At 74.6% G+C, this 21,046-nt stretch carries 18 protein-coding genes, 1 pseudogene and 1 riboswitch; of the genes and pseudogenes, 2 read left to right on the top strand and 17 right to left on the bottom strand.

Going from position 1 to position 21,046, the window contains the following annotated elements:
* Window positions 1-116: 116 nt before the first annotated feature.
* Window positions 117-289: riboswitch (FMN riboswitch) on the bottom strand.
* Window positions 290-370: 81 nt separating this feature from the next.
* Window positions 371-1,327: a response regulator gene (locus tag H1D33_RS13125; RefSeq protein ID WP_181567799.1), complete on the bottom strand. Its 957-nt coding sequence runs from the start codon at window positions 1,325-1,327 to the stop codon at window positions 371-373.
* 1 nt (window position 1,328) lies between these two features.
* The gene (gene rpe, locus H1D33_RS13130; RefSeq protein ID WP_181567798.1) at window positions 1,329-2,009 is read right to left on the bottom strand and encodes a ribulose-phosphate 3-epimerase; all 681 of its coding nucleotides are present in this window, start codon (window positions 2,007-2,009) and stop codon (window positions 1,329-1,331) included.
* Between the two features lie 261 nt (window positions 2,010-2,270).
* On the opposite strand from rpe, the gene H1D33_RS13135 reads away from it, so the two are divergent.
* Both H1D33_RS13135 and H1D33_RS13140 read left to right on the top strand, forming a co-directional pair.
* On the top strand, window positions 2,271-3,158 hold the full coding sequence (locus tag H1D33_RS13135; RefSeq protein ID WP_181567797.1) for a septum formation family protein: 888 nt from the start codon (window positions 2,271-2,273) through the stop codon (window positions 3,156-3,158).
* A 109-nt stretch (window positions 3,159-3,267) separates the two neighbouring features.
* A complete protein-coding gene (locus tag H1D33_RS13140) occupies window positions 3,268-4,158 on the top strand; it encodes a septum formation family protein (RefSeq protein WP_181567796.1) in 891 nt (296 codons plus the stop codon).
* A 42-nt stretch (window positions 4,159-4,200) separates the two neighbouring features.
* On the opposite strand, the gene H1D33_RS13145 is transcribed toward H1D33_RS13140, so the two are convergent.
* The 15 genes and pseudogenes from H1D33_RS13145 to H1D33_RS13215 form a co-directional block, all read right to left on the bottom strand.
* Entirely contained in the window at window positions 4,201-5,949 is a 1,749-nt protein-coding gene (locus tag H1D33_RS13145; protein ID WP_307755407.1) for a M28 family peptidase, read from the bottom strand.
* A gap of 140 nt (window positions 5,950-6,089) precedes the next feature.
* Window positions 6,090-7,646: an RsmB/NOP family class I SAM-dependent RNA methyltransferase gene (locus tag H1D33_RS13150; RefSeq protein ID WP_181567795.1), complete on the bottom strand. Its 1,557-nt coding sequence runs from the start codon at window positions 7,644-7,646 to the stop codon at window positions 6,090-6,092.
* A complete protein-coding gene (gene fmt / locus H1D33_RS13155) occupies window positions 7,643-8,569 on the bottom strand; it encodes a methionyl-tRNA formyltransferase (RefSeq protein WP_181572761.1) in 927 nt (308 codons plus the stop codon). The genes H1D33_RS13150 and fmt overlap by 4 nt, the downstream gene beginning before the upstream one ends.
* A gap of 5 nt (window positions 8,570-8,574) precedes the next feature.
* Window positions 8,575-9,135 (bottom strand): peptide deformylase, encoded by a 561-nt coding sequence (gene def / locus H1D33_RS13160; protein ID WP_181567794.1) that lies wholly within the window; start codon window positions 9,133-9,135, stop codon window positions 8,575-8,577.
* 42 nt (window positions 9,136-9,177) lie between these two features.
* Window positions 9,178-10,422: a cytochrome P450 gene (locus H1D33_RS13165; protein ID WP_414685540.1), complete on the bottom strand. Its 1,245-nt coding sequence runs from the start codon at window positions 10,420-10,422 to the stop codon at window positions 9,178-9,180.
* A gap of 114 nt (window positions 10,423-10,536) precedes the next feature.
* On the bottom strand, window positions 10,537-11,502 hold the full coding sequence (locus H1D33_RS13170; RefSeq protein WP_181567792.1) for an AAA family ATPase: 966 nt from the start codon (window positions 11,500-11,502) through the stop codon (window positions 10,537-10,539).
* Window positions 11,503-11,732: 230 nt separating this feature from the next.
* Window positions 11,733-13,721, bottom strand: a complete 1,989-nt coding sequence (locus H1D33_RS13175) for a primosomal protein N' (protein ID WP_246411398.1) — start codon at window positions 13,719-13,721, stop codon at window positions 11,733-11,735.
* Between the two features lie 59 nt (window positions 13,722-13,780).
* Window positions 13,781-14,971 carry a methionine adenosyltransferase gene (gene metK, locus H1D33_RS13180; protein ID WP_307755408.1) on the bottom strand — a complete coding sequence of 397 codons (1,191 nt, stop codon included), beginning with the start codon at window positions 14,969-14,971 and terminating at the stop codon, window positions 13,781-13,783.
* 97 nt (window positions 14,972-15,068) lie between these two features.
* Window positions 15,069-16,277, bottom strand: coding sequence for a bifunctional phosphopantothenoylcysteine decarboxylase/phosphopantothenate--cysteine ligase CoaBC (coaBC, locus tag H1D33_RS13185; protein ID WP_181567790.1), 1,209 nt, complete (start codon window positions 16,275-16,277; stop codon window positions 15,069-15,071).
* Window positions 16,278-16,291: 14 nt separating this feature from the next.
* Complete coding sequence (rpoZ, locus tag H1D33_RS13190) at window positions 16,292-16,558, bottom strand: DNA-directed RNA polymerase subunit omega (RefSeq protein WP_013285517.1); 267 nt, start codon at window positions 16,556-16,558, stop codon at window positions 16,292-16,294.
* Window positions 16,559-16,610: 52 nt separating this feature from the next.
* Entirely contained in the window at window positions 16,611-17,144 is a 534-nt protein-coding gene (locus H1D33_RS13195; protein WP_181567789.1) for a nucleoside/nucleotide kinase family protein, read from the bottom strand.
* A 25-nt stretch (window positions 17,145-17,169) separates the two neighbouring features.
* A complete protein-coding gene (mihF, locus tag H1D33_RS13200) occupies window positions 17,170-17,487 on the bottom strand; it encodes an integration host factor, actinobacterial type (RefSeq protein ID WP_013285515.1) in 318 nt (105 codons plus the stop codon).
* Between the two features lie 177 nt (window positions 17,488-17,664).
* Window positions 17,665-18,501 carry an orotidine-5'-phosphate decarboxylase gene (pyrF, locus tag H1D33_RS13205; RefSeq protein ID WP_181567788.1) on the bottom strand — a complete coding sequence of 279 codons (837 nt, stop codon included), beginning with the start codon at window positions 18,499-18,501 and terminating at the stop codon, window positions 17,665-17,667.
* 84 nt (window positions 18,502-18,585) lie between these two features.
* Window positions 18,586-19,860 carry an adenosylmethionine--8-amino-7-oxononanoate transaminase gene (locus H1D33_RS13210; protein ID WP_181567787.1) on the bottom strand — a complete coding sequence of 425 codons (1,275 nt, stop codon included), beginning with the start codon at window positions 19,858-19,860 and terminating at the stop codon, window positions 18,586-18,588.
* 158 nt (window positions 19,861-20,018) lie between these two features.
* Window positions 20,019-21,032, bottom strand: a pseudogene (locus H1D33_RS13215) (quinone-dependent dihydroorotate dehydrogenase); the annotation flags it as partial.
* Window positions 21,033-21,046 lie beyond the last annotated feature (14 nt).

The following is a 21,046-nucleotide window of genomic DNA, read 5'->3' on the forward strand; positions in this document are numbered from 1 at the left end:
GGCACGGAGGCCGCGGACACGCGGCGGCGGAGACCCGGGGACGGCACAGCCGGCCCCGGGGAGCCCACGGGCGCGGCTGAGGGTGCTCAGCGGCCGGCAGGGGCCTCCCCCGTTCCGCGCGCTGTCTCCCATCCGGACTTTCTGGGGGCGGACGAGCCGCACCCCAACCGTCGGCCCCGGATTCTCACCAGGTCCACCGTCCGGCCGAAGCCGTCCGGGTCGCGGGCTTACCACGGTCGGACCGTGGATCACCGCCGGTTCGGAATTTCACCGAGCCCCGCCAGCGCGTGGTGGGTACCCCGGAAGTCTTACACGTTCCGCGGCGACGCGCGCCACAGAGGCGAGCTACCTCACAGCCACCGGCGGTGGATCAGGTGACGCCGCGGCGGCGGTCGACCGCCACGTACGACCCGGGTTGGCTCTTGGCCACCGTCTTCATCTCGGAGGCCACGGCGATCGCCTCCAGCGGGTCGGTGAACCGCTTGCCGCTGTCCGACAGCGACACCCCGATGGAGAGGGTGACCAGCGCGGCGCGGCGGATGTTGCCCCGCCGGTCCTTCAGCTCGACGAAGCCGCGCTCCCGGTCGTTGGCGTCGTAGAGCGCGTCCGCGGCCTTCTCGAAGTCGATCACCGCGCGGCTGGTCAGCGGCCGGACCTGGACCGGCGCGCAGACGATGACGAAGTCGTCGCCGCCGACGTGGCCGAGGAAGGCCGGCGGCAGCCCGATCGACACCACCGCCCGGTGCAGGCTGCGGGCCAGCGCCGAGATGAACTCGTCGCCGCGGACGAAGCCGTAGCGGTCGTTGACGCTCTTGAACCGGTCGATGTCGACGTAGCCGACGGCGTAGTCGACGCCGCTGCGCACCCGGTCGCTGATCTCCCGCCGGATGCGGCTGTTGCCGGGCAGGCCGGTCAGCGGGGAGACCTCCCGGAACTCCTTGTTGCGGCGCAGCGTGGAGCTGACCCGGGCGACCAGCTCGGCGGTGTCGAACGGCTTGACCAGGTAGTCGTCGGCGCCCGCGCTGAGGCCGTTGACCTTGTCGGAGGTCATCCCCTTGGCGGTCAGCATGATCACCGGCAGCGCCGAGGTCATCGGGTCGGCGCGCAGTCGGCGGGTCAGCTCCAGGCCGTCCACCCGGGGCATCATCAGGTCGACCACGGCCAGGTCCGGCCGTTGCCGCTCGATCACCTCGAGGGCCTCCTGGCCGTCGGTGGCGTGCAGCACCTCGAAGCCGTGCAGGCGCAGGTTGAACTCGACGAAGCGGGCGATGTCCTCGTCGTCGTCGACGACCAGGATGACGTCGGGTCGGTCGCCGGCCGGGTCCATCTCAGGCCCCGGTCATCGCACGTTCCGCCAGGCCGCGCAGGCGGCGTACCGCCTCGGCCGGGTCGTGGGCGCCGTAGACGGCGGTGCCGGCGACGAACGCGTCGGCGCCGGCGGCGGCGGCCTGCTCGATGGTGTCGGCGGCGATGCCGCCGTCGACCTCGATGCGCAGCTCGAGGTGGCCGCTGTCCACGTGCCGGCGGGCGGCCCGCACCTTGTCCAGCAGCGACGGCAGGAACCGCTGGCCGCCGAAGCCGGCCTTGATCGTCATGATCAGCAGCGTGTCGAAGCTGGGCAGCAGCTCCAGGTAGGGCTCGATCGGGGTGTCCCGGTCGATCGCCAGCCCGGCCTTCGCCCCGGCCGAGCGCAGGTCCTTCGCCAGCGCCACCGGGTCGTCGCACGCCTCGGCGTGGAACGTCACGTTGTACGCCCCCGCGTCGGCGTAGCCGGGGGCCCAGCGGCGCGGATCCTCGATCATCAGGTGCACGTCGAACGGCAGCTCGGTGGCCGCGAGCAGGCTCTGCACCACCGGCAGGCCGATGGTCAGGTTGGGCACGAAGTGGTTGTCCATGACGTCCACGTGCAGCCAGTCGGCGGCGGACTCCACGGCGCGGACCTCGTCGGCGAGGCGGGCGAAATCGGCGGCCAGGATGCTGGGCGCGACGACGGGCGGCGGTACGGTCACGGGGCCAGTGTACGAACGCGGTCGCACCCGGACGCGGCGCGGCACCACACGGCACGGGTGGTGACCCTGCCGTCACCCCGGGTGCAGCATCGGCCCGTCCGGACAATAAATCGACACGAATAGTCGTCCGGCACTGGCCGATCGACTGAAAGATGACGAAACTCCTACCAGGACGGTCACATATGCTGCACGCCCGGGCGCGGGGGACGCCGTTCGGGCTCGCGGCGACCGGCTGCCATCTCTCCGGCGAAGGAGCGGACGATGCGACGGTGGCTCCACGCGCTCGCGCTGGCCGGCACGGTGACGGCGGTGCTCGCCGGCTGCGTGCAGACGCACCGGGCCGACGGTGACCTCGTCGACGACTGGGCGGCGCTGCCGGCGCCCCGGCTCTTCGTCCCGGCCACCGACGCGTGCCTGCCGCGGCTGACCGCGGTGGTGCAGGCGGCCACGTACGAGACGGTGGACTGCGCGCGCAGCCACCTCGCCGAGGCGGTGCACGTCGGCACGTTCACCGGGCCGGCGGCGCTCGGCGCCCGCCCCGAGCCGGGCTCGCCGGAGCTGCGTACCGCCCGGGCCGAGTGCGACCAGCGGGCCCGGGAGATGATCGGCGGGGACTGGCACGCCGCCCGGCTCACCCTGAACATCGCGCTGCCGCCGGCGACCGCCTGGCTGTCCGGCGCCCGCTGGTTCCGGTGCGACCTGGCCGAGACCGGCAGCATCGACAACACCCGGCCGGTCAACCGGGTGGGCAGCCTGCGCGGCGCGCTGGTCGGCGACAACCCGCTGGTGCACCGCTGCTTCGACCCGAAACTGATCGGCGCGAACCTCAACTACATGGCCCCGGTGCTGTGCACCGAGCCGCACCGGGCCGAGTTCGTCGGCGTCTACGCCGAACGCGACATGAGCTGGGCGGCGTTCGCCCGGGCCGCGCCGGCCGCGCACCGGCGGTGCATGACGCTGATCGCCGCGTTCGCCGGCGTGCCGGACAACGCCGAGCTGCCCTACCGGGCCGGGTCCATCTTCTATCCACCGTCGCAGCGGGAGTGGGAGGAGGGCGACCGGGGGGTGCGGTGTTTCCTGTGGAGCGACGACCGCAAACTGACCCGCTCGATGCGCGGCGCCGGCCCTGAGGGGCTGCCCGTCATCTGACCCGGCCGCCCGCCGACGTGGGACCGCGTCCCGCCCCCGGTGCCGTATGCTGCGTCGCCGAGGCGTACCGGTCGGCCGGGCGGCTCCGGACGGCAGGAGGTCGGTCGCGATGCGGCGATGGTGGGCGGCGGTCGCCGCGGGCGCGGTGACGGTGCTGGCGCTCGGCGCTTGCAGCGCGCCGGCCGGGGTCGACCGCGACCTGACCGACGAGTGGCCGGCCCTCGCCGCCCCGGCGGGCTTCGTGCCCGAGGCCGACGTCTGCCACCCGACCGTCGCCGACGTGGGCTATCTCAGCGGCTACCAGCCGGTCGACTGCGCCACGTCGCACCGGGTCGAGACGCTGCACGTGGGCACGCTGACCGGCCCGGACGCGGGGCGCTCGGCGCCGCCGCGGGCCGGCTCGGCCGGCATCCGCAGCGCGCACGCCGAGTGCGCCCGCCAGGTGACCCGCGCGGTCGGCGCGGACTGGCGCTCCGGGCGGTTGCAGCTCTCCGTGGTCTTCCCCTCGGCGCTGGCCTGGTCCGGCGGCGCCCGCTGGTACCGCTGCGACGTCGCCGAGGTCAACGGCCTGGACGAGGGGAACGTCACCGCCCGCACCGGCAGCCTGCGCGGCGCCCTCAAGCCGGGCTCGCCGCTGGCGTTGGCCTGCTTCAACCCGAAGCTGAGCAAGGACGAGGTGCAGGCGATGCGGCCGGTCGCCTGCTCCGCGAAGCACCACGCCGAGTTCGTCGGGATCTACCAGGCGCCCGACATCAGCTACGCCGAGTTCCAGCGCACCTCGCTGCGCGCGCACAAGGCGTGCCGGGGCCTGATCGCGACGTACGCCAAGGTGCCGAACGACGGCAACATGCAGTACCGCGCCGGGACGATCATCTACCACCCGTTCGAGCAGCAGTGGCGCGACGGCGACCGGGGTGTGCAGTGCTTCCTCTGGGTGTCCGAGCGGACGCTCACCCGCTCGGTCCGCGGCGCGGGCGGCAGGGCGCTGCCGATCACCTGAGCCCGGGCGGGGCGGGTCGACGCCCGCCCCGCCCGGGTGTGCTCAGCCGACCTGCAGCGTCACGTCGTCCACGACGAAGCTGGTCTGCAGCGAGGCGTCCTCGACGCCGGTCCACTTGAGCGTGACCGTCTGGCCGGCGTAGCCGGCGAGGTTGAAGGTGCGCTGGGTGTAGCCGGTGGCCTTGTTCAGGTTCGAGTACGTCGCCAGCGTGGTCGACCCGACCTGCACGGTCAGCTTGTCGTACGCGGTCGTGGTGGTGGTCTCGGCCGAGTCGATGTGCAGCCAGAACGACAGCGTGTAGCTGGTGCAGCCGGCCGGCAGGGTCACCGACTGGGACAGCGTGTCGGTGTGCGACGAGCCGTAGCCGTCCATCCAGGCCTTGTAGGTGCCGGTGCGGGCGGCCTGGCCGGAGTCGTTGGTGATGACCCCGGAGCTGGCGGTCCACGACGTGGCGCCGGACTCGAAGCCGCCGTTGGCGACGAGCTGCCCGCCGGTGCAGCCGCCGCTGCCGCCGGTCACGGTCAGCGTGTAGCTGGCGGTGCGGGTGGCCGAGCCGGTGCCGGTGACGGTGATCGTGAACGTGCCGGTGGTCGCCGTGGACGACGCGCTGACCGTCATGGTGGCGGAGCCGCCCGAGGTGACCGACGACGGGCTGAAGCCGACCGTGACCCCGCTCGGGGCGCCGCTGGCCGACAGCGTGACCGTCTGGGCGCTGCCGGCGGTGGTGGCGGTGCTGACCGTGGCGGTGGTGGAGCCGCCCCGCGCGACGCTGCCGGAGGTGGGGCTCACCGCGACCGAGAAGTCGTTGGTCGGGGTGCCGCCGCCGACCGCGAGCGCCCAGATCGCGTACGCCACGCCGTCCGCGCTGCGGTTGAGCACGGTCGTGTTGATGTTGCTGGTGGTGTCGCAGGAGCGGTGGTAGCAGCCGTCGTACGCCGCGCCCGAGGTGCCGCCCCACTTGGCGGCCTGCGCCGCGGTCTTGGTGTAGCTGGCGCCGGCGGCGTAGCCGGAGGTCTGGATGCCGGCGTTGGCGAACGAGTAGTCGTCGGAGCGGCCCTGGCCCTCGGTGTTCTCCTCCGGCTGGATGCCGAACGTGTCCCAGTACGCCTTGAGCGGCGCGGCGGTCGCCGAGGTGATCCGGTTGATGAAGTAGCCGCCGTTGGGCGAGCCCACCATGTCGAAGTTGTAGTAGCCCTTGATGTAGCCCCGCTGGGTGGCGCTGAGCTGGTTGACGTAGTGCTTGGAGCCCTGCAGGCCCTGCTCCTCGCCGTTCCACCAGGCGAACCGGACCCGCTTGGTCATGGTCGGGTTCTGCCCGGCCAGCACCAGCGCGTTCTCCAGCAGGGTGGCCGAGCCGGAGCCGTTGTCGTTGATGCCCGGACCGGCGGAGACGCTGTCCAGGTGGGCGCCGAACATGACCACCTGGTCGGCGGGGCCCTGCGGCCACTCGGCGATCAGGTTGCTGCCCGGGTAGGTGCAGGTGGTGCAGTTCTGCTCGGTGACCGTGTAGCCGGCGGCCTGGAGCTTGCCCTTCACGTAGCTGACCGACGCGGCGTAGCCGGCCGAGCCGGCCCGCCGGTTGCCGCCGTTGCTGCTGGCGATGGAGTTGAGCTGGGTGAGGTGGGCCTGGACGTTGGTCAGGGAGACGTCCGGGGCGGCGAGCGCGGCGGCCGGGGCGGGGGCGGCCGGCGCGGGGGCGGGAGCGGCGGAGGCGGTGCCGGCCAGGCTCGCCGTCGTCAGGGTGGCGACGAGGGCGAGCGCGAGGCCCGTGGTCGGCGTGCTGCGTCTCATGGAGACTCCTCGGGGGAACGCGGGGGTGACGTACCGTGGGACCGGTGATCGGAACAGTTACATGTATCGATCGCGCAGTCAACGGGGTGTCACATCCCGCGAACCCCCTCCCCCGCGAGGGATGCACCCAACCGGCCGAATCAGCCCCGGCGCAGCACCGCCAGGAACATCGCGTCGGTGCCGTGCCGGTGCGGCCAGAGCTGCACCGTCGGGCCGTCGCCCAGACCCGGCATGCCGGCCGGCAGCAGCGGGCGGGCGTCCACGAAGTCCACCGGGAAGCCACACCGCCGGGACGCCTCGGTCACCGTCACGTGCGTCTCCACCACGTGCGGCGAGCAGGTCACGTACGCGACCAGGCCACCCGGGCGGGCCGCCCGCAACCCGGCGGTCAACAGCTCCCGCTGCAACCGGGTCAGCGGCGGCAGATCCGACGGCTGGCGCCGCCAACGCGACTCCGGCCGCCGGCGCAGCGAACCCAGACCGGTGCACGGCGCGTCGACGAGCACCCGGTCGAAGTGCCCCTCCGGCAGCTTCGGCTCGTCGCCGACGCCGCGCCCGTCCGCGTTCACCACCGTCACCGGCAGGCCACGGGTGGCCTGCGCGACCAGCCGGGCCCGATGCTCGGCCACCTCGACCGCGGTCAGCCGCGCCCCCCGCGTCGCGGCCAGCGCGCCGAGCAGGCCGGCCTTGCCGCCCGGACCGGCGCACAGGTCCAGCCACCGGCCGTCCTGACCGTCCAGCGGCGCGCCCGCCAGCGCGTCCGCCACCAGTTGCGAACCCTCGTCCTGCACGTGCGCCCGGCCGTCGGCCACCGCCGCCAGCTCACCCGGCGCGCCCCCGGGCAGGTAGACCGCGTACGGCGAGAACGCGCCGGGCGCGCCACCCACCTCGTCGGCCAGCGCCACCGCGTCGGCCAGGCCGGGACGGGCGCACAGGTGCACCGGCGGGCGCTCGTTGTCCTCGATGAGCAGCCGGGTGGTCTCCCCCAGGTCGCCGCCGAGCGCCTCGGCGAACGCCCGCACGATCCACTGCGGATGGCTGAACGCCAACGCGAGCCGGCCGATCGGGTCGGTCTCCTCGGCCGGGGCGAGCTTCGCCACCCAGGCGTCCAGGTCCCGGCCGGCGATCTCCCGCAGCACCGCGTTGGCGAACCCGGTCGCGCCCGGGCCCACCGAGCGGACCAGATCCACCGTGGACGACACCGCGGCGTGCGCCGGCACCCGGGTGTGCAGCAACTGGTAGGCGCCCAGCCGCAGCGCGTCGCGCACCGGCGGGTCGATCCGCTGCACGTCCCGGCCCGCCGCGTCGGTGACGATCGCGTCCAGGGTGCCGGTGTGCCGCAGCGTGCCGTAGGTCAGCTCGGTGGCGAACGCGGCGTCCCGGCCGCTCAGCCCCGCCTCGCGCAGCATCGCCGGCAGCACCAGGTTGGCGTACGCGTCGTCGCGGTGCACCGCCGCGAGCGCCTCGTAGGCGACGTGCCGGGGCAGGTCCACCGCCGGGCGCGCCGGACGCGGCCCGCCCCGCCGGTCGCCGCCGAACCGGTCGCCACCGCGCCGGTCCGCGCCGGGCCGGTCGCCACGCTGACGGTCCCCGCCGAAGCGGTCGCCGCCGCGCCGGTCGGACCGCTGGCGGTCGCCGTGCTCACGCGCGTACCCCCGGGAACGCTCGCCCTCGACGGGCCGCTCCGGGCCCGTCATGAGAAGTTCTCCCCGGCGGCGACCCGGGCGCCGCGCGCCCAGTCGCCCGCCGACATGGCCTTCTTGCCGGCCGCGCGCACCTCGCCGAGCCGCACCGGCCCGGTGGCCGTGCCCACCAGCACCTGCGACTTCTCCACCAGCAGCTCGCCCGGCTTCAGCTCGGGGCCGTTGGCCAGCGGGCTGACCGGGCCGAGCTTGACCCGGTCGTCGCGGAACGTGGTCCACGGGCCGGGCGCGGGCGTGCAGGCCCGGATCCGCCGGTCCACCGCGAACGCCGGATCACCCCAGCGCACCCGGGCGTCCTCCACGGTCAGCTTCGGCGCCAGGGAGACCCCGTCGGCCGGCTGCGGCTCGGCCCGGGCGGAGCCGTCGCCGATCGCGTCGAGCACCGCGACCAGCAGCCCGGCGCCCGAGTGGGCCAGCCGCTCCAGCAGGTCGCCGGAGGTGTCGGCGGGTCGGATCTCGTCGGTGACCGTGCCGAAGACCGGGCCGGTGTCCAGCCCCTCCTCCAGGTGGAAGATGCTGGCGCCGGTCAGCTCGTCGCCGTGCAGCACGGCGTGCTGCACCGGCGCCGCGCCCCGCCAGGCGGGCAGCAGCGAGAAGTGCAGGTTGATCCAGCCGTGCCGGGGGATCTCCAGCGCCACCGGCGGCACCAGCGCGCCGTAGGCGACCACCGGCACGCAGTCCGGCGCGAGCGCGCGCAGCCGGTCGAGGAACTCCGGCTCGCGCGGCCGGGCCGGGGTGAGCACCTCGACGCCGTGCGCGTCGGCCCACGCCCCGACCGGCGAGCGGGCCAGCCCCCGACCGCGACCGGCCGGCGCGTCGGGACGGGTGACCACGGCGAGCAGCTCGTGGCCGGAGGCGGCGATCGCGTCCAGGGCCGGTACGGCGACCGCCGGCGTGCCGGCGAAGACCAGGCGCATCCGGGTCACCGCCCCAGGCCGAACGGGTTGCTGACCGGGTGCGGGCTCAGCTTGACCGTGGGCGGGGCGCCCTGGTCGTACCAGTCGGCCTGACGGATCGCCTTCATCGCCGCCTTGCGGCCGGCCGGGTCGAGCCGGTCGACGAAGAGCACCCCGTCGAGGTGGTCGGTCTCGTGCTGCACGCAGCGGGCCATCAGGCCGGTGCCGACGATCTGCATCGGGTCGCCGTGGGCACTGAAGCCCTTGGCGATCACGTTCTGCCGGCGCTTGGTGTCGAAGTAGAGCCCGGGGATGGACAGGCAGCCCTCCGGGCCGTCCTGTTCCTCCTCGTCGGGGAACTCCAGCACCGGGTTGACCAGGTGGCCGAGCATGTCGTCGACGTCGAAGGTGAACACCCGCAGGCCCACTCCGAGCTGCGGCGCGGCCAGGCCGGCGCCGTTCTGCTCACGCATCGTGTCGGTCAGGTCGGCGATCAGCTTGCGCAGCTCGGCGTCGAAGTCGACCACCGGGTCGGCCGGCGTGCGCAGCACCGGATCGCCGAACAGACGGATGGGCTGGACGGTCACGCGGCGTGGCTCCTTGTCTGGGACGAGTGGTGCGCCCCCAGTCTACGGAGTGCCGCCGGCCGCTCCCGGTGGCGTGCCCGCAACGGTGACCGGGGCCGCCTCGCGCCCGGGCGTGACCGGCAGCGTGGCGTAACCACGCAGGGTGAGCCGGACCCGTCGCTCGGGCGTGCCGGCCACCGCCAGCTCGGGCAGCCGGCGCAGCAGGAGCGGGAACGCCACCTGGGCCTCCAGCCGGGCCAGCGCCGCGCCGAGGCAGTAGTGCGGCCCGGCGCCGAAGGACAGCGGGTGGATCTGCGGACGCCAGGGATCGAGGCGGGCCGGCTTCGGGTAGCGGCGGGGATCCCGGTTGGCCGCGCCGAGCATCACGATGATCCAGCTCTCCGCCGGCAGGTCGACACCGCCGTACGTCGACGGCGCGGTGCTCATCCGCGAGGTGAGCTGCACCGGCGAGTCGTAGCGCAGCAGCTCGTCGGTGTAGCCGGGGGCGAACTCCGGGTGCTCGCGCAGCGTCGCCGCCGCCCGGGGGTGGTCGAGCAGCGCCACCAGGCCGTTGCCGAGCAGGTTGGTGGTGGTCTCGAAGCCGGCCACCAGCAGCACGATCAGGTTGGCCAGCAGCTCGTCGCCGGACAGCCGCCCGCCGTCGGAGTCGTGGGCCTGCACCAGCGCGGTGGTCAGGTCGTCGGCCGGCGCGCGGCGGCGGGCCGCCACCAGCTCGGTGAAGTAGGCCCGCAGCTCGCCCGCGCCCCGGTCGGCCACGGCCAGCTCGTCCATGGTGATCTCCGGCTCCAGCACGCCGGTCAGGTCGGTGGCCCAGCGCCGGAACAGCGGCCGGTCGGCCGCCGGCACGCCGAGCAGCGCGCAGATCACCCCGACCGGCAGCGGATAGGCGAACGCGGCCATGAAGTCGACCGGCGACCCGCCCCGGCCGGCGGCCAGCATCGCGTCGACCAGCTCGTCGGCCTGCGCCTCGACCACGCCCCGCATGGCGGCGATCCGGCGCGGGGTGAACGCGCCGGCGGCCAGCCGACGCATCCGGCTGTGGTCGGGCGGGTTGGTGCGCAGCATCGACCGGGAGATCGACAGCACCGCCGGGCTCTCCCGCCAGCCGGGCATGAACTGGTCGCGCAGCCCGTCGTCCATCACCCCGAACCGGGCGTCACGCAGGATGGCGTCGGCCTCCGCGTGGCCGGTCACCGCGTAGAAGACCGGACCGGCCTGGACCACCGGGCCGTGCGCCCGCAGCCGCTCGTAGGTCGGGTAGGGATCGACCCGACCCGCCGGGGACATCAGCAGCGCGAGGGCGTCGGCAGGATCCACGGTCGGCCTCCCCAGGCATCGGAGACCCCCATCATGCGCCGCCGTGCCGGATCGGGCGATCCCGTCCCCGCGTGCGGATGTCGCTCAGGCGCCGGCGCCGGGCTCCCCGGCGAGCACCGCGCCGCCGCCGAGCAGGGCGTGCTCGGGCAGCGGCAGCGCGATCCCGTGGGCGTCCTCCCAGTCGTGGATCAGGCCGGGCCGGGCCTGGGCGGCGAAGAGGTCCACCGCGCTCATGCCGCCGACCACCGGCTCGTCGACCTCGGCGACCAGCCGGGCGGCGACCATCGGGACCCCGCGGCGCACCGCCGCGCTGAGTCGCCGGTGCCCGTCCACCACGAAGAAGTACTCGCCGGTGTAGCCGATGCTCAGCGGCTCCGCCGCCTCGTCGCCGGCGGGCTCCGCGTCCCAGGACCCGCGCAGCGTGGCGACGTCCTCGGTCGGGTAGACCCGGGTCGGGTCGAGCAGCAGCAGCGGCTGGCCGGCGCGCAGCACGTCGGCGCCGAGGCGGCCCTCGTAGACGTCGACCACGTGCTCGATCACCTGCTGGGGGGTGGCCCGGGTGGTGTCGCAGATCAGGTCGTAGTTGCGCAGCCGGGCCTTGTCGACGCCGTAGCGGACGATGAAGCGGCTGCGCTCGCTCTCGCTGCGCTCGCGCAGCTTGGCGCGGGCCTCCTCCAGCGAGGTGTAGCTCTCGGCCGGGCCGGACGGGCGGGCGAGCACCCGCCGGGCCGCCTCGGTCGGCTCGGTGATCATGTGCACCTTGAGCGCGTCGGTGAAGAAGTGCCAGGCCAGGCGGGAGTCCATCACCAGCGACTCGCCGGAGGCGGCGATGTCCCGCTGGAGCTGGTCGACGTAGCCGTCGACGGCCTGGTCCAGCTCGGCGTGCAGGTTGAGCTGGAGCGCGGTCATCTGCCGCTCCTGGGCCATCTGGCGATAGAGGTCGCCGACGCTGACCCGGCGCAGCCCGAGCCGCTTGGCGATCTCGACGGAAACGGTGCTCTTGCCGCTGCCGAGGTCACCGTTGAAGACGATCGACTGACGAACGGTCACGACTGGTCCACCCCTGCTCACCGGCTGACTGACGACATCGAATCCGTGTGGCCCGACGTGCCCGGAGCACCCGTCGCGCCGCATCCCGCGCGGAATTCCCGCACGCCTGGGCATGACGGGCGATGCTATCACCGCGCGCTACCCAATTGCCGGACCAGGTGTGCGTCAAACCCCAGGTCACGACCGTGCGCGAGGGCCCGGGTGCGCTGGGTCACGATCTCCGGACCCGATCAGAACAGGCTGAGCGGATCCACCTGGAGCCGGACCGGATCGACGGCCTTACGGGCGCTGCGCTGCCCGGCCGCGGCGTGCAACGCGTCCGCGAGCGCGGCGGCCCGGGCGCGCGGCACCCGGACCAGCATCCGCTCCCGGCCCTCGTCGGCCGGCACCGGGCCGAGCACCTCCGCGTCGTCGGGCAGCCGGGCGCCGGCCAGCAGGTCGGCCACCGCCTCGGCCACGCCGGTGACGCTCGCCATCCGTACCGCCGGCGGGAAGCCCAGCTCGCGGCGCTCGGCCAGCTCCCGGGCCGCGAACCAGGCCGCGTCCCAGCGCAGCAGCGCCTGCACCGGGGCCAGCGCGCCGTCGGCGACCACCACCACCCGGCCGCCGGCCGCGCCGGGTCGGGCCAGCGCGGCCCCGGCCAGCCAGCGCCGCAACGCCTCCTCCCCGGCCCGCAGGTCGGCCCGGGTGAGCAGCGCCCACGAGTCGAGCAGCAGCACCGCGCCGTAGCCGCCCTCGGCGACCGGCTCGGCCCCCGGGGTGGCGATCACCAGGCCGGCGCCGCCGGGCACGCCGGCCAGCACCTCCTCGCGCCCGGACGTCCGCACCGGCACCCCCGGGAAGGCCCGGCCCAGCTCCTCGGCGGTACGCCGGGCGCCGGTGACCGAGGCGCGCAGCCGCCGCCCACCGCACTGCGGGCAGGCGTACGCGGCGGCGACCCGGCCGCACCAGCGGCAGGCGGGCGTCCCCTGGGCCGACGGCAGGCCGAGCGGGCCGGCGCAGTGCGGGCAGCGGGCCGGGGTCCGGCAGTCGGCGCAGGCGACCGAGGGCAGGTAGCCGCGGCGGGGCACCTGCACCAGCACCGGCAGGTCGGCGCGGAGCGCGTCGCGGGCGGTGGTCCAGGCCAGGCTGGGCAGCCGGGCCGAGGCCGCGCCCGGGTCCCGGGCCAACTGCGGGTCGTCGCCGGTGGGCGCCATCGCCGGCATCCGCTCCCGCACCGTGGCCCGGTCGGCGACCACCTCCCGCGCCCAGCCGGTCTCCACCAGCAGTTGCGCCTCGGCGGTCCGGGCGTAGCCGCCGACCAGGGCGGCCGCGCCGGTGAGCTGCGCCCGGGTGAGCAGCACGTCACGGGCGTGCGGGTAGGGCGCGCGGGGTTCGGCGTGCAGGTCGTCCCCGTCGTCCCAGACCGCCACCAAGCCGAGCCGCTCGACCGGGGCGAACATGGCCGCCCGGGTGCCGATCACCACCGGCACCTCGCCGCGCCTGGCGGCCAGGAACGCCCGGTAGCGCCGGGCCGGCCCGGCGGCGGCGGCCAGGCAGGCGTGCCGCCCCGGGCCGAGCACCGCGGTCAGGGCGGCGTCGAGGCGGTCCAGGTCCCGACCGTCGGCCACCACCACCACCGCGCCCCGGCCACCGGCCACGGTCGCGGCCACCGCGTCGGCGTACCGGTCGGCCCAGTCCTCCCCCGGCAGCGCGGACCACACCGCGCGCGGCGCGCGACCGTCGGCGAGCGCGCGCAGCAGCGCCGGCCCGGCCGGATAGTCTCGCCAGCCGCGCGGGTCGACCGGTGCCGGTGCGTCGCCGGCGGGTTCCGGGACGACGGTGGCCGGCTCCGCGGCGGCGGGGGCGGGCTCCGCCTCCGTGGCCGGCTCCGCGTCCGTGGTGGCGGGCTCCGCGGCGGTTGCGGACTTCTCGGCGCGGGCGTGCCGCGGCGGCACGGCCAGCCGGAGCACGTCGGCCAGGCTGCCGGCGTACCGGTCGGCGACCGCCCGGGCCAGCCGGGCCACCTCCGGCGAGAGCACCGGGACCGGGGAGACGACCTTCTCCAGGTACGCCAGCTTCGGGTGGTCGGACTCGGCGACGCGTTCCAGCAGCCAGCCGTCGACGAGCTGCCCGGCGAAGCGGACCTTCACCCGGACCCCGGGCCGGGCGTCGGCGTCCAGCGCCTCCGGGACCAGGTAGTCGAACGGGCGGTCCAGGTGTGGCAGCGGCACGTCCACGCAGACACGAGCGACCGGCGACCCATCGGCGGGTCGCCGGTCGCGACGCGTGGCGGTGGTCAGGCTCCCGCGGCCGACTTGAGGTCGGCGGCCCGGTCGGTGCCCTCCCAGGTCAGCTCCGGCAGCTCGCGGCCGAAGTGGCCGTAGGCGGCGGTCTGCCGGTAGATCGGGCGCAGCAGGTGCAGGTCCCGGATGATCGCGGCCGGGCGCAGGTCGAACACCTCGGCGACGGCCTTCTCGATCGAGGCCACCGACACCGTCTCGGTGCCGAACGTCTCGATGAACAGGCTGACCGGGTGCGCCTTGCCGATCGCGTACGCGACCTGCGCCTCGCACCGCTCGGCCAGGCCGGCGGCGACCACGTTCTTCGCCACCCAGCGCATCGCGTACGCGGCCGACCGGTCCACCTTCGACGGATCCTTGCCGGAGAACGCCCCGCCGCCGTGGCGGGCGTAACCGCCGTAGGTGTCCACGATGATCTTCCGGCCGGTCAGGCCGGCGTCACCCATCGGCCCGCCGATCTCGAACCGGCCGGTCGGGTTCACCAGCAGCCGGTAACCCTCGGTCTCCAGGCCGAGACCCTCCAGCTCCGGGGCGATCACGTGCTCGCGCACGTCCGGCGTGAGCAGCGACTCCAGCGAGATGTCCGCCGCGTGCTGGCTGGACACCACCACCGTGTTCAACCGCACCGGGCGCAGCCCGTCGTACTCGATGGTGACCTGCGTCTTGCCGTCCGGGCGCAGGTAGGGGATCGTGCCGTCCTTGCGCACCTGGGACAGCCGCCGCGCCAGGCGGTGCGCCAGCGCGATCGGCAGCGGCATCAGCTCCGGGGTCTCGGAGCAGGCGAAGCCGAACATCATGCCCTGGTCGCCCGCGCCCTGCGCGTCCAGTGCGCTCTCCGAACCACCGGTCCGCAGCTCGAACGCGTTGTCCACGCCCTGCGCGATGTCCGGCGACTGCGCGCCGATGGAGACGCTGACCCCGCAGGAGGCGCCGTCGAAGCCCTTCTTCGACGAGTCGTAGCCGATGCCGAGGATCGTCTCGCGCACGATCGTCGGGATGTCGGCGTACGCCTTCGTGGTGACCTCGCCGGCGACGTGCACCTGCCCGGTGGTGATCATCGTCTCCACCGCGACCCGGCTGTGCGGGTCCTGGTCGAGCAACGCGTCGAGAATGCCGTCGCTGATCTGGTCGGCGATCTTGTCCGGGTGGCCCTCCGTGACCGATTCGGACGTGAAGAGACGTGTCACGGCACTCCTAAGCATGTGAAGACTTTTAAAGGTCGCTCGGCGGCAGTTTAGTCGTCCGCGCTGGCGCGTGGCTCAAGGAATGCTTGTCGACCAACCGTCAGGACGGCGGGTCCAGTCGGGCGACCACGAGGTCCCAGACGGCGTCGGCCAGGGCCTCCTTGGGCTGTTCGGCGAACCGGTGCACGGCGCCGTCGGCGCCGATCACGGTGGCCGCGTTGGTCTCCGCGCCGAAGACCTTGTCGACGCCCACCTCGTTGACGACGATCAGGTCGGCGCGCTTGCGGGCCAGCTTGGCCCGGCCGTTGGTCTCCGCGTCGTCGGTCTCCGCGGCGAACACCACGAGCACCTGCCCGCTGCGGCGGTGCCGACCCAGCTCGGCGGCGATGTCCGGGTTGGTGACCAGCTCGATGGTCGGCGCGACGCCGTCGTCCGACTTCTTGATCTTACCGGTCGCGTAGTGGGCCGGGCGGAAGTCGGCGGGCGCGGCGGCCATCACCACCGCGTCCGCGTCGGCGGCCGCCGCCAGCGTGGCCGTCCGCAATTCGTCGGTGGTGCCCACCCGGACCAGGTCCACCCCCGCCGGGTCGGCGAGCGCCACGTTGGCCGAGACCAGCGTCACCCGCGCGCCCCGTGCCACGGCGGCGCGGGCGAACGCGTACCCCTGCTTGCCGGAGGACCGGTTGCCCAGGAAGCGGACCGGGTCGAGCGGCTCGCGGGTGCCGCCGGCGGTGACCACCACGTGCCGGCCGGCCAGGTCGGCCGGGGCGGCGACGCCGCGGGCCAGTGCCCGGCGGGCCACCGCGAAGATCTCGGCCGGGTCGGGCAGCCGGCCCTTGCCGGAGTCCTGCCCGGTGAGCCGGCCGACCGCCGGCTCGATCACGCGGACGCCGCGGGAGCGCAGCGTGGCGACGTTGGCGACGGTGGCCGGGTGCTCCCACATCTCGGTGTGCATGGCCGGCGCCAGCACGACCGGGCAACGCGCGGTCAGCAACGTGTTGGTGAGCAGGTCGTCGGCGAGGCCGTGGGCGGCCTTGGCGAGCAGGTCGGCGGTGGCCGGCGCGACCACGACCAGGTCGGCGTGCTGCCCGAGCCGCACGTGCGGCACCTCGTGCACGTCGGACCAGACGTCGTCGGCGACCGGCCGGCCGGAGAGCGCCGCCCAGGTCGGCGCCCCGACGAAGCGGAGCGCCGAGGCGGTCGGCACGACCCGGACCCGGTGACCCGACTCGGTGAGGAGCCGGAGCAGCTCACACGCCTTGTAGGCGGCGATGCCGCCGCCGACCCCGAGGACGATCTCGGCGGGCATCGGCGCGGGCGCGGTTACGGCTGGTCGGTCGGCTCGGCGGTGAGCAGGCCCGCGTTGATCTCGCGCATGGCGATGGAGAGCGGCTTCTCCTGCGGGGTGGTCTCCACGAGCGGGCCGACGTATTCCAGGAGGCCCTCGCCGAGCTGGCTGTAGTAGGCGTTGACCTGACGGGCCCGCTTGGCGGCGAAGATCACCAGCGCGTACTTCGAGGTGGTCTTCTCGAGCAGCTCGTCGATCGGCGGGTTGGTGATGCCCTCGGGGTTGGTGGCGATGGATCCCACGAAATTTGACCTCTGCGTCTCGTGCGCCGCCGCGCGGGCGGTCGGTGGCCGCTCAACCGCTCGCGGGCGGTCGGGCCGGAGCCAGGACTGACGAACCGATCAATCCTACCAGTTCCGCCACGGCGCGCTCGGTGCGGTCGTGCGTCACGGCGTGTGCGAACGCGTCCGCGACGACCGGATCCGCCCGGTACGCCGGCGGCGCGAGCAGCACCAACCGGGCCTGCGGCACGGCGGCCCGCACGGCGAGCGCGCCGGCGAGGTCCATCGGCAGCAGCACCGGCCGCCCCTCGGCCAGCCGGGACCGCACGTCCGCGCGGGGCACCCCCCGGCGGTACGGCCCGATCCGGCACCACTCCAGCAGCGCGCCGGCGGCGACCAGCCGGTCGAAGCCGGCCGGGTCGAGGAAGAGCCGGTCCACGCCCTGGCGCTCGCCGGGGCGCGGCGGTCGGGTGGTGGCGACGACCGGCACCCACACCGACGCAAGGCGCGCCCGGACCTGCTCGACGACACCGCCCCGGCCGGCCCCGGAAGGGCCGGACAGGACGGTGAGCCGAGCCGCCGAGCGCGCCTCGTCATCCGTGCTCACCGCTTGTTTCTACACGGTGGGCCGTTCAGTTGGCGGCGAACTCACCCAGCAGCGCCTTACGCTGCTGCTCGCCGAGGCCGCGCAGGCGACGGCTGTCGGCGATCTTGAGCTTCTCCATGATCTGGGTGGCCCGGATCTTGCCGATGCCCGGCATCGCCTGGAGCACGGCCGAAACCTTCAGCTTGCCCACGACGTCGTCGGACTCGGCCCGCTCAAGGACGGTGGCGAGGGTGGTCTTGCCCTGCTTGAGCTGCTCCTTCAGCTCAGCGCGGGCCTTGCGGATCTCCGCGGCCTTCTCCAGCGCGGCAGCGCGCTGCTCGGGGGTCAGTGACGGGAGCGGCACCAGTTCTCCTCAGGTCCCTAGTACGGCGGGCGGAGCCCCACCGCAGCTGTGAAACGTGGTGTCGCTGGCAACCAAAGGGGTCCGTGGTTCCCAGCGCGGGGAAAACTAGCGGTCAACGGAGCTTTCGGCAACGTGGACGCGCGATGATCAACGTAAAGTGACCGAGCCGTCAGTCAGTCAGACGGTGGCCAGGGCGGCCCGGCACTCGGCCAGCACCCGCTCGGTGGCGGCCCGCAGGGCGTCCGGTTCCGGCCCCGCGCCCAGCACCTCCCGGGAGTACGACGGCAGCACCGACGGCAGCGCGGCACCGAACACCGTACGGAGCCCGGCGGGGGTGCCGCCCTGCGCGCCGAGGCCCGGCGCGAGCAGCGGGCCGTTGACCGCGCCGAGGTCGTGACCGGTCTCACCGATCGTCGCGCCGACCACCAGACCGAAGCTGCCGAGCGGCTCCGCACCCCGGTTGAGCTGGGAAATCTCGTCGATCACGGTCTGCGCGACGGTGCGCCCGTCGGCGCCGACGGCACGCTGCACGGAGGCGCCCTCCGGGTTCGAGGTGAGCGCCAGGACGAACACCCCACCACCGTGCTCGGCAGCCGTGGAGATCATCGGCTCGAGCGAACCTACTCCCAGGTAGGGGCTCGCGGTGATCGCGTCGACATACAGCGGACTGGATGGATCGAGGTACGCCGAGGCGTACGCGCGGACCGTTGATCCGATGTCGCCACGCTTGACGTCGAGGAGAACGAGCGAGCCCGCATTTCGCAACTGTCGGATAGTTGACTCAAGCACGCCCACTCCCCGCGCGCCGAAGCGCTCGAAGAACGCCGACTGCGGCTTGACCACGGCAACCCGGTCGCCGATCGCCTCCACCACGATGCGGCAGAACCGCTCCAGCCCGTCGACGTCGTCCGGCAGTCCCCAGTCGGCCAGCAACCCGGGATGCGGGTCGATCCCCACGCAGAGCGGTCCCCGCTCCGCCACCGCCCGGTGCAGGCGTACCCCGAAGGTCTCCATCGCCTCTCTCCCTCTCCCGGCGGCCCGGCCGCCTCCCTGCCGCGCGACGGACCCTCCGTCGCGCCGCTCCCGCTGCGGCCGGACTCAGCCGGCCTTGACCGCCGCCGCCACGCCGGCCGCGATCCGGGCCACGTCCGCGGCGTCGCACACGTACGGCGGCATGGTGTAGACGAGGTCCCGGAACGGGCGCAGCCACACCCCCTCGGCCACCGCGGCGGCCGTGGCGGCCGGCAGGTCCACCTCGTGGTCGAGCTGCACCACGCCGATCGCGCCGAGCACCCGCACGTCGGTCACCCCGGGCACGTCGCGCAGCGGCGCCAGGCCGGCCCGCAGCCCCTCGGCGATCCCCGCCACCCGCCCGGCCCAGTCCCCGGCGCGCAGCAGGCCCAGGGAGGCGTTGGCGACCGCGCACGCGAGCGGGTTGCCCATGAACGTCGGCCCGTGCGCCAGCACCCCGTCGGCCGAGATCGCGCCGGCCACCTCCGGGGTGCAGAGCGCCGCGGCCAGCGTCAGGTAGCCCCCGGTGAGCGCCTTGCCGACGCAGAGCACGTCCGGCGTGACGCCGGCGTGCTCGGCGGCGAACATCCGCCCGGTCCGGCCGAAGCCGGTGGCGATCTCGTCGAAGACCAGCAGGATGCCGTGCGCCCGGGTGACCTCGCGCAGCACCCGCAGGTAGTGCGGGTGGTGGAAGCGCATCCCGCCGGCGCCCTGCACCACCGGCTCGACGATCACCGCCGCCAGTTCGTCGGCGTGCCGTTCGACCGCGTCCACCAGCGCCGCCTCGTACGCCGGGTCCGGCGGGGCGTCGAAGCCGGCCGGCGGCAGCGGCGCGAAGACCTGCCGGGGCAGCACGTCGCCCCAGAGGTGGTGCATGCCGCCCTCCGGGTCGCAGACGCTCATCGGGTGGAACGTGTCGCCGTGGTAGCCGCCCCGCCAGGTGCCCAGGCGGCGGCGCTCCGGGCGCCCCACGGCGCGCTGGTACTGCAGGCACATCTTCACCGCCACCTCGACGCTCACCGAGCCGGAGTCGGCCAGGAAGACGTGCTCCAGCCCGTCCGGGGCCAGCTCGACCAGGGTGGCGGCCAGGCGCGCGGCGGGCTCGTGGGTGAGCCCGCCGAACATCACGTGACTCATCCGGCCGAGCTGGTCGGTCACCGCGGCGTCCAGCACCGGGTGCCGGTAGCCGTGGATGGCCGCCCACCACGAGGACATCCCGTCGACCAACTCCCGCCCGTCCGCCAGCCGCAGCCGTACCCCCGACGCGCTGTCGACGACCAGCGGCGGGCTGGCCGCCGGCAACCCCGCGTAGGGATGCCACACATGCCGCCGGTCCACGGCCAGGATCTCGTCGGGCGTCACGGTTCCTCCTTCGCCCCTCCCCCGCGATCTTGCAGTTTCGGCCCACCTTCTGCCCCGCTATGGGCGATGTGACGGGGCACCAAGTGCAAGATCGACGGGGTGGTGGGGTGGTGGGGTGGCGGGGTGGCGGGGGTGGCGGGGTGGGGGGTGGGGGTCAGCGGGGTGGGGGCGGCGTGGGTGATGGCTCGGGTCAGGGGCGGGCCGCGGTAGATGAAGCCGGTGTAGAGCTGGACCAGGGCGGCGCCGGCGTCGAACATCCGCGTCGCGTCGTCGGGGTCGAGGATGCCGCCGACGCCGATCACCGGCAGCCGGCCCCCGGTCTCCCGGTGCACGAACGCGACCAGTTCCCGGGATCGGGCGGTCAGCGGCCGGCCGGACAGGCCGCCGGCCTCGGCGCCACGCGCCCGGTCGGCCGGGGCGAGCCCGTCGCGCCCGAGCGTGGTGTTGGTGGCGATGACGCCGGCCGCGCCCCGGTCCAGGCAGACCTCCAGCAGCTCGGCCACGGCCGCGTCGGTGAGGTCCGGGGCGATCTTCACCAGCACCGGCTTCTCCCCGACCAGGGCGGCGAGCAGCGCGTCCAGGTGCGACCGGTCCTGAAGCGACCGCAGGCCGGGGGTGTTCGGCGAGGACACGTTGACCGCGAAGTAGTCGCCGTGGCCCTTGAGCGCCCGGTAGGAGGCCAGGTAGTCCTCGACCGCCTCGTCCAGCGGGGTCACCTTGGACTTGCCGAGCGAGATGCCCAGCGGCACGCCGAGCGGGCGGCGCAGCGCCGACAGCCGGACCGCGAGGGCCTCGGCGCCGGCGTTGTTGAAGCCCATCCGGTTGACCACGGCCTCGCTGTCGCGCAGCCGGAACAGCCGGGGCCGGGGGTTGCCCGGCTGGGCGTGCGCGGTCACGGTGCCGACCTCGACGAAGCCGAAGCCCAGCGCCGGCCAGGCCGGCAGCGCCACACCGTTCTTGTCCATCCCGGCCGCCAGCCCGACCGGGTTCGGGAACCGCACCCCGAACACCTCACGCGGCGCGGCCCGGAAGTAGACCCGCCGCAGCGCCGCGAGCACCCCCGCCCGCCGCGACACGGCGGCCAACCGCGCCAACGTCCACTCGTGCGCCGCCTCCGCGTCCCCGCCTCCGAGCGCGAACAGCCGGGGCCGCACCACCCGCTCGAAGATCACCGCGCGCCCTCCAG

The sequence above is a fragment of the Micromonospora ferruginea genome, assembly GCF_013694245.2.
GTDB lineage: Bacteria > Actinomycetota > Actinomycetes > Mycobacteriales > Micromonosporaceae > Micromonospora > Micromonospora robiginosa.

What these genes read in the sequence shown, in the direction of transcription:
- H1D33_RS13125 (WP_181567799.1), bottom strand. Translation starts at nt 1,327, where the DNA reads ATGGACCCGGCCGGCGACCGACCCGACGTCATCCTGGTCGTCGACGAC.
- H1D33_RS13135 (WP_181567797.1), top strand. Translation starts at nt 2,271, where the DNA reads ATGCGACGGTGGCTCCACGCGCTCGCGCTGGCCGGCACGGTGACGGCG.
- H1D33_RS13140 (WP_181567796.1), top strand. Translation starts at nt 3,268, where the DNA reads ATGCGGCGATGGTGGGCGGCGGTCGCCGCGGGCGCGGTGACGGTGCTG.
- H1D33_RS13145 (WP_307755407.1), bottom strand. Translation starts at nt 5,949, where the DNA reads ATGAGACGCAGCACGCCGACCACGGGCCTCGCGCTCGCCCTCGTCGCC.
- H1D33_RS13150 (WP_181567795.1), bottom strand. Translation starts at nt 7,646, where the DNA reads ATGACGGGCCCGGAGCGGCCCGTCGAGGGCGAGCGTTCCCGGGGGTAC.
- fmt (WP_181572761.1), bottom strand. Translation starts at nt 8,569, where the DNA reads ATGCGCCTGGTCTTCGCCGGCACGCCGGCGGTCGCCGTACCGGCCCTG.
- H1D33_RS13165 (WP_414685540.1), bottom strand. Translation starts at nt 10,422, where the DNA reads ATGTCCCCGGCGGGTCGGGTCGATCCCTACCCGACCTACGAGCGGCTG.
- coaBC (WP_181567790.1), bottom strand. Translation starts at nt 16,277, where the DNA reads ATGCCCGCCGAGATCGTCCTCGGGGTCGGCGGCGGCATCGCCGCCTAC.
- pyrF (WP_181567788.1), bottom strand. Translation starts at nt 18,501, where the DNA reads ATGGAGACCTTCGGGGTACGCCTGCACCGGGCGGTGGCGGAGCGGGGA.